Below are 18,430 nucleotides of genomic sequence, written 5' to 3'. Positions count from 1 at the left end.
GCACCGTGGGGCGCTTCGGCAAGTGGTACGAACGGTGGAACACGACGCTCATCAACAAGATGGGACCGTCGCAGATCGGCGCCGGACACCCCGAGGGGGTCGACGACCGATCGGTGGACCGCGGCTGCCCGATCTGCGGCAAGCCCCTCTCCCTGCACCAGGTGATCCGCCCCGAGGGCCAGGTCCGTTCGTCGACCCTGGTCTGCCCGCGCGACTGACGGCGGGAATTGCACCGAGCAACACGACGTTCCACTCCCTCGTGAAGCTCTTCGAACCCACCTCCTTCGGCGCCCTGCGCCTGTCGAACCGCGTCGTCATGGCCCCGCTCACGCGCACCCGCGCCGGTGAGCACGGCATCCCGAACGACCTGCTCGTCGAGCACTACCGTCAGCGTGCGGGCCTCGGCATGATCATCACCGAGGGCACCTGGCCCGTGCAGGAAGGCCGCTCCTACCCCGGGCAGCCCGGCATCGAGACCGACGAGCAGATCGCCGGCTGGCGCCGCGTCGCCGACGCCGTGCACGCCGAGGGCGGCACCATCGTGATGCAGCTCATGCACGGTGGCCGTGTCTCGCACCCCGACATCTCGCAGACGCCGCGCATCGTCGCCCCGAGCGCCATCGCCGCTCCCGGTCAGACCCACACCGCGACCGGCAAGGCCGACATGCCCGTCCCCCACGAGCTGACCACCGCCGAGGTGCAGGACGCCGTGCAGGGCTTCGCGCAGGCCGCCCGCAACGCGATCGCCGCCGGACTCGACGGCGTCGAGGTCCACGGAGCCAACGGCTACCTCGTGCACGAGTTCATGTCCCCGGTGTCGAACACCCGCACCGACCAGTACGGCGGCTCCCCCGAGAACCGCGCCCGCTTCGCGATCGAGGTCACGACCGCGGTCACCGAAGCCGTCGGCGCGGACCGCACCGGCATCCGCCTGTCGCCCGAGCACGGCATCCAGGGCGTCATCGAGGACGACGCGGCCGACGTCCGCGCGACCTACACGGCGATCGCCGAGGGCCTCGCCCCGCTCGGACTCGCGTTCATCGACGTCCTGCACGCCGAGCCGACCGGCGACCTCGTGCAGCACGTCCGTCGCACCGCGGGCGCACCGTTCATCGTCAACTCGGGCTTCAGCGCGATGACCACGCGTGAGGAAGCGATCACCGTCGTCCACGACCAGGACATCGCCGACGCGATCGCCGTCGGCCGTCCCGCCATCGCGAACCCGGACCTCGCCCACCGCTGGGAGCAGGACGCGGAGCTCAACGAGCCCCGCCCGAAGCTCTTCTACGGCGCGGGCGCCGAGGGCTACACCGACTACCCGTCGCTGGCCGAGGTGCGCGCGACCGTCTGACGCTGCGCGCGGTTCCACGACACGCGGCGCGCTGTGCGTCGAGGTTCCGATCAGGACGGCGCGTGCCCGCGGGGTTCCGAGATCTCGGAACCCCACGGGGTGGGGGCGAGCGAACGACGGACGGGAGGCCCGTGGCGAGACCGCCACGGGCCTCCCGTCTTCTCGCGTGCCGTCCCAGGGCGTGACGCGCTTCTCGTAGGATCGTCGCAGTGAACACTGCAACGCCGGGCGCGCGGGGCCCCGCGCACCGCGCGCGCGACACGACGCGGTGGGACATCCAGGGTCTCCGCGCGTTCGCGGTGCTGGCCGTCGTCGTGTACCACCTGTGGCCGCACGCCCTGCGGGGCGGGTTCGTCGGGGTCGACGTCTTCTTCGTGATCTCCGGGTTCCTCATCACCGGACTCCTGCTGCGCGAACAGGTCGCCACCGGCACGATCCACCTCGGCCGGTTCTGGTCACGCCGAGCCAAACGCCTGCTGCCGGCCGCGTTCCTCACCATCACCACCACCGGCGCAGCGGTGCTCGCCGCCGTGCCGAGCGCACTGTGGGGGCAGTACGGCCGCGAGCTCATCGCGTCGACGGTCTACCTGCAGAACTGGGAGCTGGCGGCGAACTCGGTCGACTACCTGGCCTCGGCGGACGACCCCTCACCGTTCCAGCACTTCTGGTCACTGTCGGTCGAGGAGCAGTTCTACATCGTCCTGCCGCTGCTGCTGCTCGGGTTGGCCGTCGCCGTGCGCGGGCGCCTCTCGACGCTGACCACCGCACGCCTGCTGCTCGGCGCGGTCGTCGTGCTGTCCCTGGTGTGGAGCATCGTGCAGACCAGCACGAACCCCGGCGTCGCGTACTTCTCCACCGGCACCCGCGCGTGGGAGTTCGCACTGGGCGGCCTCGCCGCGACCGTGCACCTGCCCGAGGTCCGCACCGAGGTCGCCCGGCGGGTGCGCATGATCCTGACGAGCGTCGGCGCCGTGGCCCTCGTCCTGTCCCTGTTCGTCATCGGGGCGGAGACGCCGTTCCCCGGGATCGCCGCGCTGCTCCCCGTCGCCGGCGCGACCCTCGTGGTGCTGTTCGGCGGACGCACCGTGTTCGAGTCGATCGGCGCGCTCGGACCGGTCGCGTTCACCGGACGGATCTCGTACGCGCTGTACCTCTGGCACTGGCCGCTCGTCGTGATCCTGCCGATCATGCTCGGACGCCCGCTCGACTGGGCGACCAGCACCTCGGTGCTCCTGGTGTCGGTCGGACTCGCCGCCGTCACGACCATCTGGTTCGAGGAACCCGTACGCTTCTCGACCTGGCTGCGCGACCTGCGGCCCCGCGGGGTCGTCGCCCTCGGCGTCATCTGCACCTTCACGGTCGTCACGCTCGGCGCCTCGACCCTGACCGCCGTCTACGTGCAGGAGGTCCACGCCGAAGGCGCCACCGAGCAGCTCACGAAGCGGCTCGCGACCGAACGGGCACAGGACGACGAGTCCTGCATCGGAGCAGCCGCACGGATCAGCTCCGCCGACCCCTGCGTCGACCCGGCCCTCGCCGACACCCGGATCCCGGCCCCCGCCGCGGCCGAGGACGACGACGCGAACCGCCCCGAGTGCTGGAACGGCACCTTCCGCACCTGCGTGCTCGGCAAGGCGACCGGCTGGTCGAAGCACCTGATCGTCATCGGCGACTCGCACAGCAACGCCCTGCTCGGCGCCTACGAGAAGATCGCCGACGACAACGGGTGGCGCATCGACATGGCCGGCATCGGCGGGTGCTACCTCACGACGGCGCAGCAGAACTCGGTGAACGCCGGCGCGCTGCGCGGCTGCAACGCGTGGAAGCACGCGGCCATCGACTACGTCCGCGCCCACCGCGACGCCGACGCCCTGGTCGTCACCCACTCCGCCACGCAGATGCCCGTCAGCCTGCCGGCCGGAGCCTCACGCGACATCGCCACCCGCAACGGCCTCGTCGACGCCTGGGAGCAGGCCGCCGGCGACGAACTCCCCGTCATCGCGATCCGCGACAACCCGGTCCCCCGGCCCGACGTCATCGCCTGTGTGAGCAAGATGTCCGGGCCGACGAACGCGTCGTGCGACCGGCCCCGCTCCGAGGCGCTCGCCCAGACCGACTCCTCGATCGAGGCCGTGCGGGCGTTCAAGGCCGCCGGAGGACGAGCCGGGGTGATCGACCTGACCGACTACTACTGCACCGAGACGACCTGCCCCGCGGTGATCGGCGGCGTGCTGGTCTACCGGGACACCACGCACATCACGGCGACGTGGGCGACGTCTCTGGAGCCGTACCTCGAGCGCGGGTTGCAGAAGCAGCTCACGGCGCTCGGGCGCTGAGCGCGTGCGCTTCGTGAGCGCATGCGCTTCGTGAGCCGTGCGCTTCGTGAGCACAAATGGTCGAGTCCCGTCGATGAACCCGACCATTTCTGCTCACGAAGTCGCCCGACCGCGCAGCTGGACCCCGAATGCAGGCCTCCGCTCCGGGCGCCGTCGCTCTACTCTTGAGCGGACCTCGCACGCCCGCAGCTCGCCACGTGCGCCGACTGAACGGAAGACTCCCGTGACCGACCTCGCCCCCGAGCGTTCCGCGCCGGCCGCCTCCGCCCCGGCAGCCTCCACCCCGAGCACGGACGGGACGCCCGGACTCGCGCCGCTGAGCCTGCTCGCCGTCGTGGCGGTCGCGCTCGCCTTCGTCGCCCCGATCGGCGGCGTCGTCGTCGGGTTCATCGCGCGGCACGAGGTCCGACGGACCGGCGAGCGCGGTGACGGACTGGCGTTCGCGGCCGTCCTGATCGGCGCGACGCTCACGCTGTTCGGCGTGCTCGTCCCCGGAGCCCTCGCGCTGTCCGGAGTCATCGACTCGACGATCCACCTCTGGGGCTGACTCGTCGCCCCGTCCTCCGGCCGCTGGCCACTGGCCACTGGCCACTGACCACCGACCACTGACCACCGCGCTCAGGAGTGGCCGCGCCCGACGACGGCGTGCCGCACCCCGCCCGCCGGCGCCGGGACATCGCCGTCGAAGCGCGGGATGACATGAAGGTGGGCGTGGAAGACGGTCTGGCCAGCGGCGGATCCGTCGTTGAACCCGACGTTGTAGCCGTCGGGGTGGTGCTGCTCGTCGAGCCGGGCCTTCAGCAGCGCCACCATCCGGGTCATCGCGGCGAGCTCTCCCTCGGTCGCATCGAACCAGCTGGTGATCCGCCGCTTCGGGATGACGAGCGTGTGGCCAGGTGACACCGGGTGTGCATCGAGGATCGCGAAGACGAGCTCGTCGTCCGCGACCCACTGCGTGCGTGGTACCAGTTCGAACACGGACGTCGTCGTCATGTTCCCCATCCAACCTCGCCGTGCTTCACTCGGACCATGACCACGACGACCGTCCTCGCATCCTGTGCCGTGGGAACCGTCGAGTGCCACGACACCGCGTCGATCGACCTGCTCCCCCTGCTCGTCGTCGTCGGGCTCGTCGTCGTGGCGCTGGTCGTACTGGGGATCGCGCTGCTCGGGCGTCAGCGTCGGTGAAACACGACTCACGCGCCACCACCAACGATGAAGGGCCCCGGCGGAATCCGCCGGGGCCCTTCATCTGTTCGGTGTCATGCCGTTCAACCGGCACTGTGCGCTCGAAGGGACTCGAACCCCCAACCTTCTGATCCGTAGTCAGATGCTCTATCCATTGAGCTACGAGCGCGTGGCCTTGCGGCCGTGGAAGACTCTACAACAGCTCCGGCCCGGGCGCCAATCGAGGCCGCCCGACCGCTCCACCCGGCGTGTCGCGAGGCGACAGCCGAGCCCCCGACGTCACAGCGCCGCGGCCTCCTCGTCGAAGACCTCGGCCAGGAACACCCGCAGCGCCTGCCACGATCGGCGGTCGGCGCGCTCCTGGTACTGGGCGCCGTGGTCGGGCGCGTCGGTCCCGGGCACGGCGAACGCGTGCATGGCCCCGGCGTAGGTGACGACCTGCCAGTCGACGCCGGGCTCGGTGCGCATCTCGTCCTGCCAGGCGTGCACGGCGTCGTCGGGCACGACCGGGTCCGCTCCCCCGGTCAGCACGAGCAGCTTCGCCCGGATCGCCGAGGCGTCGGCGGGCTCGTGCGTGATGAGCCCGCCGTGGAACGACACCGCACCGACGAGATCCGCGCCGGTGCGCGCGAGCTCGATCGCGGTGGAGCCGCCGAAGCAGTAGCCGATGACGACGATGCGGGCGGTGTCGACGTCGGGGTCCTGTCGCAGCCGCTCGAGGCCGGCGGTCGCACGTGCCCGGAGCAACGGCAGGTCCTGGTAGTACGACCCGGCGACCTGGCCGGCGGTGTCGTCACCGGGCCGGACGCCGGCGCCGTAGATGTCCGCGCCGAACGCGACGTAGCCCAGGCGGGCGAGCATCGTCACCCGTGCCTCCACGTGCTCGTTCACGCCGTGCCAGTCGTGCACGACCAGGACGGCCGGACGGGGCCCGGCCACGGCAGCGTCCTTCGCGAGCACGCCGAGCAGGTCGGTGCCGTCGTGGTCGTAGTGGACGGGCTCGACACGGATGTCGGCGCCGGCGGGTTCGGGAACGGTCTGCAGGACGTCGTCGATGGTGGTCACGTCGTCCGACGCTACGCCGCCGTCCGGCTCAGGCCTCGATGTTGTCCCAGTCCTCAGGACCGCTCGACCCGGCCGGGTACTCGTCGAGCGGCGTCGTGCCGGCCTTCCACGCCTCGAGGAACGGGCCGACGACCTTCCAGCCCTGCACGGCGCTGTCACCGCGGACCGACAGCGTCGCATCGCCCTCGAGCACACCGGCCAGGACCTCGCCGTAGGCGCTGAGCCGTCCGGGGTTGAACGTCGTCTCGAGACTCGTGCGGTCGATCGTGTACGGGTCGCCGGGGCCGTTGACGTTCAGCTCGAGCTGCATCTCGTCCGGGGCGATCCAGATCCGGAGCCGGTCGGGCTGGGCGGCGCCGGACAGACCGACCGGCACCTGCGGGGAGTCCTTGAACGTGATGACGATCTCCCGGCGCTGCTTCGCAAGCGCCTTGCCGGAACGCAGTGTGAAGGGGACGCCGGCCCATCGCCAGTTTGCGATCTCCAGGGTCAGCTGGGCGAGTGTCTCGGTGCCGAGCGAGGGGTCGACGCCGTCCTCGTCGGCGTACGACGGCAGCTTGCGGTCGCCGACCGTGCCCGCGGTGTACCGGGCGCGCTTGCCGGCGGCGACCACGTCCCCGCCCCACGGCCGCACGGCGCGCAGCACGAGTTCCTTCTGGGTCCGCAGGTCGTCGGCGTCGATCGACGCCGGTGCCTCCATCGCCACGACCGCCATGACCTGGAGCAGGTGGCTCTGGATCATGTCGGTGAGGGCACCGGCCTTGTCGTAGTAGCGGGCGCGTCCCTCGAGCCCGAGGGTCTCGTCGTACACGATGTCGACCCGTTCGACGTGCTGCGAGGACAGCAGGGGCTCGATGATGCGGTTCGCGAAGCGCAGCCCGATCAGGTTGAGCACCGTCGAACGGCCGAGGAAGTGGTCGACCCGGTGGATGCGCTCCTCGGGGATGAACGAGTGCAGCAGGTCGTTCAGGTGCTCGGCGCTGGCCGCGTCGGTGCCGAACGGCTTCTCGAGCGCCAGGCGGGTGCGCTTCGGCAGGTCGAGGTGGGCGAGCTGTTCGCAGCTCTTCTCGGTCACGGCCGGGGGCAGCGCGAAGTAGATCGCGGGGTCGTGGTCGCAGGCTCCGAGCAGCGCGCGCAGGTCGTCGGCGCTCGTGACGTCGGCCTTCCGGTACGAGGACGCGTCGATCACGGCCTGCAGCCGCTCCGACAGCGACGAGTCGCCCTCCGCCCCTTCGTCGCCCTCGTTCTTCGACGCCTGCGCGTTCTCGAAGGACTCGCGCACCTGCGCCTTCCAGTCGGCGTCGGAGAGGTCCTCGACACCCGCCCCGATGAGCTGGACGTCCCAGTCGTCCTTGACCTCGAGCAGGGTCGCGAGACCCGGCAGGAGCAGGCGCTTGGACAGGTCGCCGCTGGCTCCGAGGATGAGCAGGCTGGTCTGGAGGCTCGACATGCCTCCGACCGTACTCATCGGCCCCGGTGGACGGCCGGGCCGCTACGGTGGTGACAGTTCGGCGCGAGGGAGCACCATGAGCAGTGGGTACGAAGGACGACGCCTCCGCGTCGTCGTGATCGGCACCGGCATGATCGCGGGGGTCCACGCCCGCGCGGCCCGGGCCGCCGGTGCCGAGGTGCTCGGGGTGCTCGGCCGGAACGCATCGCGCTCCGAGCAGGTCGCGGCGCAACTCGACCTGCCTCGTGGGTACGCCTCGCTCGACGACGTCATCGCGGACGCCCCCGACGTCGTGCACATCTGCACGCCGAACGACCAGCACCACCCGCAGGCGATGGCGGTCATCGCCGCGGGCATCCACGTGGTGTGCGAGAAGCCCCTCGCGATCGACCCGGCGCAGGCCGCCGAACTCGTCGCCGCGGCGGCGGACGCCGGTGTCGTCGCCACGGTGCCGTTCGTGTACCGCTACCACCCGATGATCCGTGAGATCCGCGCGCGCATCGCCGACGGCGACCTCGGCCGACTGCTCGCCGTGCACGGCCACTACCTGCAGGACTGGATGCTCGACGAGGACGCCTCGAGCTGGCGGGTCGACCCCACCTCGAGCGGGTTGTCCCGCGCGTTCGCCGACATCGGTTCGCACTGGTGCGACCTGGTCGAGTTCGTCACCGGTGAGCGCTTCACCTCGGTGTCCGCGGCGACCGACATCGTGTACCCGACCCGGCCGGCGGCCTCGGGGCCGTCGTTCTCCGGATCCCCGGACCCCGACCCGGTTGCCGACGCTGCGGAACGGGCCGAGGTCACCACCGAGGACACCGCGGTCGCGACGTTCCGCACCGGCACCGGGCGCATCGGCAACGTGGTGATCTCGCAGGTGGCGTCCGGTCGGAAGAACCGCCTGTGGTTCGAGGTCGACGGCACCCGGGGCAGCGCCGCCTTCGACCAGGAACAGCCCGAGTCCGCGTGGTTCGGCAACGAGCGTGGTGCGCAGATCGTCGTGCGCGACCCGTCGCAGGGGTACCCGGACCAGCGGCGTCTGGCGATCGTGCCGTCCGGGCACCCGCAGGGCTACCTCGACGCGTTCGCCGCGTTCGTCGCCGACACCTACACCGCGGTCCGCACCGGTGTGGCCCCCGACGGCCTGCCGACCTTCGCGGACGGCGCACGCTCCGCCGACATCATCGACGCCGTGATCACCAGCGCGGCCGACACCACGTGGCGGGAGATCCGGTGAAGCTCGGCATGCTGACGGCCTGCCTGCCCGGCTGGACCCTCGACCGCATCACGGCCTTCGCTGCCGAGCAAGGGTACGAGCGGCTCGAGGTCGGCGTGTGGCCCGGCACCGGTGGCCGCGACTTCGAGGCGGCGCACCTGCCGGTGGCGACGTTCACCGACGAGGACGCCGCTGCGACCCGTGACCTGCTCGACCGCACCGGCCTCGAGATCTCGGCGCTCGCGTACTACGAGAACAACCTGCACCAGGACCTCGACCGCCGCGAGGAGGTCCGCACCCACCTCAAGCACGCGATCGATGCCGCACAGGTGCTCGGCGTGCCGTACGTCGGCACGTTCATCGGCCGAGACATGAGCCGCAGCGTCGTCGACAACATGCGGATCGGCGACCGAGTGCTCCCTGAGCTCGTCGACTACGCCGGCGAGCGCGGTGTGCGGTTGATCATCGAGAACTGCGTGATGGAGGGCTGGCACCCGGACGGCTACCCCGGCAACCTGGCGTACTCCCCCGAGCTCTGGGGTTGGGTCACCGGCCTCGGCTTCGGTCTGAACTGGGACCCGTCGCACCTGACCTGGATCGGCATCGACCCGGTCGAGACGATCTTGCCGTTCGCCGAGCACATCGTGCACGCGCAGGCGAAGGACCTCGAGCTGTTCCCCCGGGAGCGCAACGAGTACGGGTTCTTCGGCAAGGTCGACAAGGGTGACGACCCGTGGGACATGGGCTGGTGGCGCTTCCGGGTGCCGGGCCGTGGCGTCGTGGACTGGCCGCACGTCGTCGACCGCCTGTACGAAGCGGGGTTCGACGGCACCCTGTCGGTCGAGCACGAGGACCCGCTCTGGGGCGGCACGGACGAGAAGGTCCTCGAGGGGCTGCGCATCGCCCACCGCACGCTCCGTCCCCTCATCGCACAGGACCCCCAGCTCATGTGAACGTCGTGTGACGACTTCGACCCGACACTGGCGGGTCGGCTGTGCGTCCTCATAGGTTCTCCGACGATGAACCTCCACTCCTCTCCGCGCCGCCGACGGCGCATCACCAGCGGCGCGGCCTTCGCCACCGCGGGTGTGCTCGTCGCACTGTCCGTCCCCTCCACCGCCGTCGCTGCCGAGGGCGACACGACGATCGACATCATCGACGTCAACGACTTCCACGGCCGCATCGAGTCCGAGGGCACCGCCGTCGACAAGGCGGCCGGTGCCGCCGAGCTCGCCGGGGTCGTGCAGTCGTACCGCGAGGCCAACCCGAACACGATCTTCGCCAGTGTCGGCGACAACGTCGGTGCCTCGACGTTCACCTCGCTGATCCAGCAGGACGCCCCGACGATCGATGCGCTCAACGCCATGGACCTCGACGTCAGCGCGATCGGCAACCACGAGCTCGACAAGGGCCAGGACGACCTGACCGGGCGCATCGAGGACCGGGCCGACTGGCCCTACGTCTCGGCGAACATCGTCAAGCAGGGCACGACCGACCCCGCGTTCGAGCCGTACTCCATCGTGGAGAAGGGCGGCGTGAAGGTCGGCTTCATCGGCGCGACCACCGAGGACCTCATCCCGGGGCTCGTCAGCCCCGGCGGTGTCGAGGGCCTCGCGATGGCCCCGATCGTCAGCCAGGTCAACAAGTACGCCGACCAGCTCACCGACGGTGTCGACAGCAACGGCGAGGCCGACGTGCTCGTCCTGCTGGTGCACGAGGGTGCTCCCACGAACGCCCTCGCCGACGCGACCGGGTCCGGCGTGTTCGGCACGATCACCTCGGGCGTCTCGTCGAAGGTGTCCGCGATCGTCTCCGCACACACCCACGCGACCTACAACCACCAGATCGCGGGTCCCGACGGCACGACCCGCCCGGTGATCCAGACCGGTTCCTACGGCGTGAACTTCGGACACCTGCAGCTCACCGTCGACGCCGACAAGCAGCTCACCGGCATCACGTCCGAGGTCAAGTCGGTCAACGGTGAGACCCGTGTGCCGGCCGACTCCACCTCGGTGGACGCGGTGGCCGACATCGTGACGGCTGCGAAGGCCGTCGCCGACGTCGAGGGCAGCAAGAAGCTCGGCGAGATCACCGGCGACCTGCGTCGTGCGGTGCAGTCGGACCGCACGACCGAGAACCGCGGCGGCGAGTCCGTCCTGGGCAACTACATCGCCGAGGTGCAGCGCTCCGCGACCGTGCGCAACGGCTCGCAGATCGCCTTCATGAACCCCGGCGGGCTGCGCACGGACATGGTCTACGCGTCGAGCGGCGTCGGCGACCCGGACGGCACCGTGACCTACAAGGAGGCCGCGCTCGTCCAGCCGTTCGCGAACACCCTCGTCACCGAGGACATGACCGGCCAGCAGATCAAGGACGCCCTCGAGCAGCAGTGGCAGCCGGACGGCCTGCCGCGTCCGTTCCTCAAGCTCGGCGTCTCGGACGGCTTCGCGTACACCTACGACCCCGCGAAGGGCCGTGGCGAGCGCATCACCGGCATGACCTTGAACGGCGAGTCGATCGCCCTCGACGACACCCTCAAGGTGACGGTCAACTCGTTCCTGTCGACCGGTGGCGACAACTTCGCCGCCTTCGCGACCGGCGCGAACATCGCCGACTCGGGCCAGGTCGACCTGCAGGCGCAGGTGGACTACTTCCTGGACAACCCGACGGTCACCCCGCCGTCCGACCAGCGTGCCGTCGGCACCACGGTCACGCCGACCCCCGAGGGCGGGTTCCAGCCCGGCGACGAGATCACGATCGACCTGTCGTCGCTCGTGTTCAGCAGCGACGACCCCGCTGCAGCCGGCACCGTGTCGGTCAGCGCCGGTGACGTCGAGCTCGCCACCGCCGAGATCGACCCGACGATCGTCGACACGAACGACGAGCAGGGTCGTGCGACGCTGACCTTCGCCGTGCCGACCGTCCAGTCGTCGGCCGACGCAGCGACGGTCCGGACGGCTGCCCGTGCCGCCGCGGCGACGGACGAGCCGCTCGTCGTCACCCTGCCGGGCGGCCAGACGATCACGCTCGCCGTGACCATCCCGCTCGCCGCGGCCGTCGATCCGACGGACCCGACGGAGCCCACGGACCCGACCGACCCCACGGACCCGGCTGACCCGGGCGCGGGCAACGGGGACGCCCCGGGTGCCGGCAACGGCAACGGCAACGCTCCAGGAACGGGCACCGGCACCGGCACGGGCCTGGCGGGCGACCCCGCCGACTCCACGAACGCCGGCGGTGACCTCGCCTACACGGGCGCGGACCTGACGGCGCCGGGGATCGCAGCGGGCCTGCTCCTGCTGGCGGGCATCACCGCACTCGTCGCCGTGCGCCGGAAGCGCGCACGGACCGACGCGAGCGTCCAGACGGACTGACACCGCGCCTCCCGTCCGACACGAACGGGCCGTCTCACCACCGTGAGGCGGCCCGTTCCGTCACGCCGGGAGGCACGGATCGCGTCCGGCGCGCACCGCGCACGGATCCGCTGCCGCGCTCCCTGTCCCATAGCAGCGCTCGCACTGCGGATCCGGGGATCGGCGGGGTACTCTCGGGGCTGTCGCATCGCGACGCGTCGCGCCGGGTCGCCTCTCAGGTCGGCGGTGGTTCCGTTCGACGAGACCCCGCGGCGCGGGTGCCCTCCGCCTCCAGGGAAACGGCGGAGGGCGCCCTCTCCCCCAGCGGCGTCAGCGCGCTCCGGACACCGTCAGCGGAACAGCTGCTCGCCGATGTACGACCCCTTGCGCGGTGCCGGCGGGATCGCGAACACCGCGGACCCGATGTGCGAGATGTACTCGTTCAAGCGGTCCGAGGCGCCGAGCTTCCGCTGCAGCCGGGTGAAGTGCTCCGGGTCGTTCATGTACGCCAGGAACAGCAGCCCGGCGTCGAGCTGGCCGTACTCGTTGAGACCGTCGGTGTAGTTGTACGGACGACGCAGGATCTTCACGCCGCCGTTCGCCTCGTGGGCGGCCAGGGCGATGTGGGACGTCGCGTCGATCTTCGTGGCACCGTCGCCGTCGGTCGCCGCGAAGTCCGGCGTCGTGTGCTCGGTCCCGCCGGACAGCGGTGCGCCCTCGATCTTGGACCGACCGAACACGCGCTGCTGGTCGCTGACGACGTCGGCGTCCCAGATCTCGATGTTCATCCGGATCTTCCGCACAACCTGGTAGGTGCCGCCGGTCATCCACGCCGCACCGTCGCCCGGGTCGTCGACCCACACGAAGCGGTCGTGGTCCTCGTCCGTCGTGATGTTCCTGGTGCCGTCCTTGAAGCCCATCAGGTTGCGCGGCGTCGTCTGGTGCGGGCCGGCCGACGCACGACCGAAGCCGAGCACGGTCCACCGCACGGTCGCCGTCCCCCGCGCCATCCGGGCCAGGTCGCGGACGGCGTGGTACGCCACCTGCGGGTCGTCGGCGCAGGCCTGCAACGACAGGTCGCCGCCGGTCAGTCCGGCCTGCAGGTTGTCGCTCGGCAGCCGGGGCACGTCGGCGAGGTCCGCCGGACGCTTGTCGGCCAACCCGAAGCGCTCGTCGAACACGCCGGGGCCGAACCCCACCGTGACCGTCAGGGACGCCGGGCCGAGGTCGAGCGCCTCACCGGTGTCCGCGCCGACGCCGTCACCGTGCGCGGGCTCGACGCTGCCGACGGTCTTGCCCGCCTGCAGCTGCGCGATCGCCGCGGACCAGCGGGCGAGGAGCACCTGCAGCTCGGTCGCGACGCTGGTGGACAGGTCGAAGGTCATGAACACGCAGTACCGCTGGGGGGCGGTCTGCACCCCGCCCTGCGGCTGCCGTGCGGCGGTCGCGTAGAACGGGTGGCTCTGGGACAGGTCGATGGACTCGTCACCGTTGGCGGCCGCCGTGAACGGGTTGACCCCCGTCGCGGCCGTCGCGCCGCCGATGCCGACCGCGGCGCCCGCTCCGGCTCCGGCCGCGGCGAGCCCCGCGCCGAACAGCCCGCGCCGGGAGACCCCGGTGCGGGCTGCGCGGTCGTCGTCGGGCTGCGTCACGCGGTGGCGACCTTCTCGGCGAGGCGGGACAGCGGGTCCTGCAGGGCCTGGATCTGCTGCGAGATGCGGTTCGCGTCGGACTTCTTGGTCGCCGCGTCCCACGTGTCGAAGCCGCCGAGGTCGTCGGCGTTGCGGTAGCCGTCCATCATCGTGTTCGTCGCGTCGAACTGCTTCGCGATCTGCTTCGTCAGGGTCGGGTCGAGCTTCGTCAGGCCCGGCTTGAGGTACGCGAAGGCCTGACGGGCACCCTCGACGTTGGCGGCGAGGTCGACGAGGTCGATGTGGCTGTACGCCTCTTCCTCACCGGTGACCTTGTTCGACTGGACCTCTTCGAGCAGGCCGGCGGCACCGTTCGCCAGGTCCTCGGGCTTGTAGTCGAGCGTCGGGACGAGCTTCGCGAGCAGGTTCACGTTCTCGGTCAGGTCGGCCGCGGTCTTCTTGGTCGACGCGGTGATCTCCCCCGCCTGGAACAGGTCCTTCTCGACGTCGTGGAACCCGCTCCAGCCGACGGCCGGGTCGAGGTTCGAGGCGCGCATGTCGATCAGGTAGTCGAGGTTGCCGGCGTTGTCGGTCGCCTCGTGCCCCTTCTTGACGAAGCCGTCGACGTCGCTCTCGACGTGCTCGTAGAACGGGCGGGCGTTCGCGTAATCGGTCTTCGCGGCGTCGAGGTCGCCGGCGTCGATGTCCTTCTGCAGCAGTTCGACCGCGGTGACCATGTCGGTGACCTGGCCGTCGACGTAGTCGGCGTAGCCCTTCGTGCCCTCGTCGAGCAGGGTGGCGGCGCTGCTGTTCGCGGTCGAGGTGACCTTGCCCGTGACCGTGAAGTCGGTGAGCTCGGTGTCGGCTCCGGGGCAGTACACCTGGTACTCCCCACCGGTCAGGGTCGCGGTGAACTGCACGGCGTCGAGGCCGGGTGCGAGGTTCTCCTTCTCGCCCAGGATCCGCTGGTCCTGCAGCAGTTCGACCTCGGTGATGGCGGTCGAGGACTCGTTCTTCACCGAGAACGTGACCGGCCCGGCGGGGACCTTCGTCTCGGAGACCTTGCACTGGTCCGAGCCGTCGTTCGTCAGGGTGATGGTGACGCGCGAGACCTTCGCGGCGTCGGTGGAGCTGTCGGAGGCACCGTCGGAGCTCGCGCAGCCGGTCAGCGCGAGGGCGGTGACGACGCCGAGGGCGCCGAGGGTGATCAGGGGTCGAACGGGCTTACCGAACGGCATAGTCGTTGCTCCTTGCAGGGTCCCCGGCGGGTGGGCCGCGCGTCGGGACGGTTTCGGGGGTGGGGTTCACGGGTACGGTCCGACGACGGCGGTCACGGAGCGCGAGCAGCGCCTGGGCGGCAGCCGCGACGCTGAGGGCGATCGGCAACCAGGCCTTCCAGAGCAGCAGCTCGGCAGCCCGCGTGTCCGCGGCCGCCACCGCAGTGGCGGACCGCTCGACGCGGGAGTCGGGGACGGACCACACGGAGCGGTCCAGTGTCGTGGTGCGCGCGGACGGGAGGCCCCCGTCGCTCAGCGTCAGCACGGTGCGTTCGTCGCGGGTGGCGTCCAGGACCCCACCACGGACCGTCCAGAGGGTCACGGTGTCGCGCACCGCCCAGCGGGCGGTGAACGGGCCGGGGTTCGTCGACGGCGAGACGCCGACGGGTATCCGGCCGAACAGGTCGACGAGGTCGTCGAGCGTCAGCGTGGTGGGGCGGCTCGCTGCGGTGGCCGACGTGCGCACCCGCCACCGGTCGGCGGCCACGCCCGCGCGGGTGACGCGGCGGTGGGCTGACGTCGGCAACGTGAGCCGTGCCTCCTGGCCGGTGGTGGTGCCGGCGACGCGGAGGACGCCGGACGCACCGTGGATGTCCGCCGAGACGGACGTGGCGTCGCCGCGGACGGTGGCGGAGCCGGGCAGGTCGACGCCGCCCGTCGGGACGGCGATCGCCAGCGCGGCTGCGGCCACCGCGAGGGCTCCGGCGACGGTGGCGCGGATCGCGGGGACGCGCGCCGCCGACGGACGCCAGGCGCGGGGCCAGAGCGTCAGGGCGAGGACGGGCACGACGTAGAGGACCCACCCGAGCACCTCGATCACCCGGGGATCCGGCGGGATGCCGAGCACGCCCGTGACGAGCGCACCCTGCACCGACCCGTTCGGGGCGAGCCAGGACAGGTCGACGGTCCGCTGCTGGCCGATGACGATCCACCCGGCCTCGTGCGCGCGCCGGAGCACCGTCAGCACGAGCCCGCCGGCGACGAACACCAGGAAGACGCCGGTGCCGGTGAAGAACTTCGACAGGTTCAGCCGGACGCCGCCGGTGTAGATGCCGTAGCCGATGACGACGGCGCCCGCGATGCCGATGACCGCGCCGAGGGCGGCGAGACCGGTGTCCGACGACGCCTGGAAGGTCGCGAGGAGGAAGACCGCGGTCTCGAAGCCCTCCTTGAGCACGGCGAGGAAGGCCATGCCGGCCAGTGCCCACGCGGTGCCGCGGCCGAGCGCCTCGGTCGCGCTCGCCTCGAGTTCCTTGGTCAGGGTGCGCGCGTGGGTGCGCATCCAGACGATCATGCCGGTGACGAAGACCACGGCGACGATGCCGATGATCGCCTCCATGCCCTCCTGCTGCGCCTGCGGCAGGGCCTGCTCGACGACCTGCAGGCCGAACCCGACGCCGATGCTGAGCACGACGGCGACCCCGACGCCGAACCACATGGGGGCGAGGGGGACACGGTTGCGACGCAGGAACGCGGCGATGATGCCGACGATGAGCGTCGCTTCGAGGCCTTCACGGAGGCCGATGACGAGAGTGGCGAGCATGACGTAGGTGAGGCTAACCTAACCGCCGTTCGGCCCGCCAGTCGTTCGGCGTGGGGTTTGATGGTTCTCATGAACCTGCTGTCCGTCGATGGCCTGGCGTCGGTCACGAACGTGCTCGACCTCGCCGGGGTGTTCGCGTCCGCCCTCCTCGGTGGATCGATCGCCCGCGCGATGGACTTCGACCTGTTCGGGTTCCTGGTCGTCGGCTTCGTCTCGGGGCTCGGCGGCGGCATGCTGCGCGACACCCTGCTGCAGAACGGCCCCCCGGTCGCGCTCGTCGACCCGCTCTACGTGCCGGTCGCCTTGGCCGGGGCACTCATCGCCTTCTTCGTGTCGTTCTCCGAGATCACCTGGGACCGGTTGTTCACCGTGCTCGACGCCGCGGTGATCGGGTTCTGGGCGGTGGTCGGGGTGCAGCGCACCTACGACGCCGGCTTGGAGTGGCCCGCCGCGATCATCATGGGCACGATCACCGCGGTCGGCGGCGGCGCGATGCGGGACCTGCTGCTCCGCCGAGTGCCAGCGGTGTTCGGCGGGAACGCGCTGTACGCCACTGTGGCCGTCGCGGCGTCGGTCGTCATGGTCGTCGCGTCCGCCCTCGGGTCGCCGTCGATCGGGATCGTGGCCGCGATCGCGCTGTCGCTCGGGCTGCGCTGGGGTGCGGTCCGCCGCGGCTGGGGACTGCCCAACGGTCGTGACTGGCAGCCGAAGTCGACGCTCGGCTCGCTGCTGCGGCGCGGGCGGAGCCTGCGACCCGACGCACTCCGGCTGCTCCGACGCCCCGGACGGCGCACGGGAGCGGGCAGTGTCCGCGAAGAACACGACACGGCAACGGATTCCTCGTTCGACGACTGAGGGGTGTCATCTGTCGGTGCTCCGGCGTAGCATCCCTACCGTCGGGTATCGACCCGGCTCATGTCGTCCGCACCGAACCGACGCGACCCGAACGCGCCGGTTCCGCGCAGACGTGGTGATGGGGGCTTCGCTGATGCCGCGCGTGATCAGACGCGCGGCGCGGCAGGTCTCCCACCCCAAACTCGCCCGCCCCAAGCTCGCCCGCCCCCAGCTCGCCCGCCCGGGTTCCAGCCCGGTGCCCCGCCCCGGCAGGAACGATGAACGACGACGTCTCCGACTCCCCCACGCCGCGGACACCACGGGCCGAGGTCCGAGAACGTCTCCTCATCGCCGGCGCTGCCGTCTTCGCCGAACAGGGCGTGCACGGAGCACGTCTCGACGAGGTCGCCGCCCGTGCCGGGTTCAGCAAGGGCGCGGTCTACTCGAACTTCTCGTCGAAGGAGGACCTGCTCGCGCAGGTCATGCAGCGCGGGACGAACCTGGTGCTCGGGTCGCTGCAGGAGCTCATCCGCGCCGACATCGCCGCGGCGGACATCGCGGACGTCGTGCGGGCAGCCTTCGGACGGCACGACCAGCGCGCGCAGTTCGCGCTGCTGTCGGAGTTCCGCGCCTACGCGATCCGACACACCGACCTGCTGCCGGAGTTCGTGCGGCAGCGACGGGTGCTGCAGGACGGCGTGCACGAGCTGGTGCGACTCTGGTTCGGGGCGCACCCGGAGGTCGACGCCGGCATGCCGCTCGATGCCTTCGCCACGGCGCTCGTCGCCGCCAACGTCGGGGTCGTGTTCGACGGGCCCGCGCTGCCGGGGGTCGACCCCGGCGAGGTCATCGCCGCCCTGGTCGAGGCGGTCATCCGCCGCCGCTGACCGGGCGCGGCGCGGCGCGGCGGCGCACGGCGCGGCGCGGCGCGGCCGGCGCGGCCGGCGCACGGCGCGGCGGCGCACGGTGCGGCGGCGGCGATCCCGTGCCGCGTTGACCGCTCGGTGCCCGGTTGTAGAGCCGCACGGAGCCGTCAACCTCGCACCACCCGGCAACGCTCGCACGGTGCGACGGCGGCGCGGCGCGGCGGCGCACGGTGCGGCGGCGGCGATCCCGTGCCGCGTTGACCGCTCGGTGGCAGGCTGTAGCGCCGCACGGAGCCGTCACCCTCGCACCACCCGGCGACCCC

General features: G+C 71.4%; 16 protein-coding genes and 1 tRNA gene. 10 read left to right on the top strand and 7 right to left on the bottom strand.

From position 1 onward, the window contains the following. The first annotated feature begins 5 nt into the window (after positions 1–5). The 4 genes from EDF31_RS15245 (at position 6) to EDF31_RS15230 (ending at position 4,234) form a co-directional block, all read left to right on the top strand. The gene (locus EDF31_RS15245; protein ID WP_173169183.1) at positions 6–218 is read left to right on the top strand and encodes a hypothetical protein; all 213 of its coding nucleotides are present in this window, start codon (positions 6–8) and stop codon (positions 216–218) included. Positions 219–259: 41 nt separating this feature from the next. Continuing rightward, positions 260–1,351 carry an alkene reductase gene (locus tag EDF31_RS15240; protein WP_131846730.1) on the top strand — a complete coding sequence of 364 codons (1,092 nt, stop codon included), beginning with the start codon at positions 260–262 and terminating at the stop codon, positions 1,349–1,351. Positions 1,352–1,560: 209 nt separating this feature from the next. Further along, complete coding sequence (locus tag EDF31_RS15235) at positions 1,561–3,687, top strand: acyltransferase family protein (RefSeq protein ID WP_131846729.1); 2,127 nt, start codon at positions 1,561–1,563, stop codon at positions 3,685–3,687. A gap of 223 nt (positions 3,688–3,910) precedes the next feature. Next, positions 3,911–4,234, top strand: a complete 324-nt coding sequence (locus EDF31_RS15230; RefSeq protein ID WP_165901447.1) for a DUF4190 domain-containing protein — start codon at positions 3,911–3,913, stop codon at positions 4,232–4,234. A 71-nt stretch (positions 4,235–4,305) separates the two neighbouring features. Here EDF31_RS15230 and EDF31_RS15225 read toward each other — a convergent pair whose 3' ends face one another. Further along, positions 4,306–4,680: an HIT family protein gene (locus EDF31_RS15225; protein WP_243650085.1), complete on the bottom strand. Its 375-nt coding sequence runs from the start codon at positions 4,678–4,680 to the stop codon at positions 4,306–4,308. 36 nt (positions 4,681–4,716) lie between these two features. Between EDF31_RS15225 and EDF31_RS20045 the strand changes: the two genes are divergently transcribed. Then, complete coding sequence (locus tag EDF31_RS20045; protein WP_159572282.1) at positions 4,717–4,875, top strand: hypothetical protein; 159 nt, start codon at positions 4,717–4,719, stop codon at positions 4,873–4,875. A 96-nt stretch (positions 4,876–4,971) separates the two neighbouring features. Here the strand turns inward: EDF31_RS20045 and EDF31_RS15220 are convergent. The 3 genes from EDF31_RS15220 to EDF31_RS15210 all read right to left on the bottom strand — a co-directional run bounded on the left by EDF31_RS15220 (position 4,972) and on the right by EDF31_RS15210 (position 7,390). Further along, positions 4,972–5,044 (bottom strand) — tRNA-Arg (locus EDF31_RS15220). Between the two features lie 110 nt (positions 5,045–5,154). Continuing rightward, on the bottom strand, positions 5,155–5,940 hold the full coding sequence (locus EDF31_RS15215) for a dienelactone hydrolase family protein (RefSeq protein ID WP_131846726.1): 786 nt from the start codon (positions 5,938–5,940) through the stop codon (positions 5,155–5,157). Between the two features lie 28 nt (positions 5,941–5,968). Continuing rightward, positions 5,969–7,390, bottom strand: a complete 1,422-nt coding sequence (locus EDF31_RS15210; RefSeq protein ID WP_131846725.1) for a glucose-6-phosphate dehydrogenase — start codon at positions 7,388–7,390, stop codon at positions 5,969–5,971. Between the two features lie 76 nt (positions 7,391–7,466). Between EDF31_RS15210 and EDF31_RS15205 the strand changes: the two genes are divergently transcribed. From EDF31_RS15205 to EDF31_RS15195, 3 genes are all read left to right on the top strand, one after another. Next, the gene (locus tag EDF31_RS15205) at positions 7,467–8,624 is read left to right on the top strand and encodes a Gfo/Idh/MocA family oxidoreductase (protein ID WP_165901446.1); all 1,158 of its coding nucleotides are present in this window, start codon (positions 7,467–7,469) and stop codon (positions 8,622–8,624) included. Next, entirely contained in the window at positions 8,621–9,556 is a 936-nt protein-coding gene (locus EDF31_RS15200; RefSeq protein ID WP_131846724.1) for a sugar phosphate isomerase/epimerase, read from the top strand. Before EDF31_RS15205 ends, EDF31_RS15200 begins: the two co-directional genes overlap by 4 nt. 66 nt (positions 9,557–9,622) lie before the next feature. Then, positions 9,623–11,977, top strand: coding sequence for a bifunctional UDP-sugar hydrolase/5'-nucleotidase (locus tag EDF31_RS15195; RefSeq protein WP_131846723.1), 2,355 nt, complete (start codon positions 9,623–9,625; stop codon positions 11,975–11,977). Between the two features lie 329 nt (positions 11,978–12,306). Here the strand turns inward: EDF31_RS15195 and efeB are convergent, their stop codons facing one another. From efeB to efeU, 3 genes are read right to left on the bottom strand one after another with little or no spacing between them, the layout of a single operon-like run. Continuing rightward, positions 12,307–13,608, bottom strand: a complete 1,302-nt coding sequence (gene efeB, locus EDF31_RS15190) for an iron uptake transporter deferrochelatase/peroxidase subunit (protein WP_131846722.1) — start codon at positions 13,606–13,608, stop codon at positions 12,307–12,309. Next, positions 13,605–14,825 (bottom strand): iron uptake system protein EfeO, encoded by a 1,221-nt coding sequence (efeO, locus tag EDF31_RS15185; RefSeq protein ID WP_131846721.1) that lies wholly within the window; start codon positions 14,823–14,825, stop codon positions 13,605–13,607. The genes efeB and efeO overlap by 4 nt, the downstream gene beginning before the upstream one ends. Beyond that, positions 14,812–16,407 carry an iron uptake transporter permease EfeU gene (gene efeU, locus EDF31_RS15180; RefSeq protein ID WP_131846720.1) on the bottom strand — a complete coding sequence of 532 codons (1,596 nt, stop codon included), beginning with the start codon at positions 16,405–16,407 and terminating at the stop codon, positions 14,812–14,814. The genes efeO and efeU overlap by 14 nt, the downstream gene beginning before the upstream one ends. Positions 16,408–16,476: 69 nt before the next feature. Between efeU and EDF31_RS15175 the strand changes: the two genes are divergently transcribed. After that, positions 16,477–17,262: a trimeric intracellular cation channel family protein gene (locus tag EDF31_RS15175; RefSeq protein WP_123291876.1), complete on the top strand. Its 786-nt coding sequence runs from the start codon at positions 16,477–16,479 to the stop codon at positions 17,260–17,262. A gap of 257 nt (positions 17,263–17,519) precedes the next feature. Further along, entirely contained in the window at positions 17,520–18,128 is a 609-nt protein-coding gene (locus EDF31_RS15170) for a TetR/AcrR family transcriptional regulator (RefSeq protein ID WP_131846719.1), read from the top strand. Positions 18,129–18,430 lie beyond the last annotated feature (302 nt).

Origin of the sequence: Curtobacterium sp. PhB142 (assembly GCF_004341255.1) — a bacterium.
GTDB lineage: Bacteria > Actinomycetota > Actinomycetes > Actinomycetales > Microbacteriaceae > Curtobacterium.
This window is presented reverse-complemented; position numbering and strand designations above follow the sequence as displayed.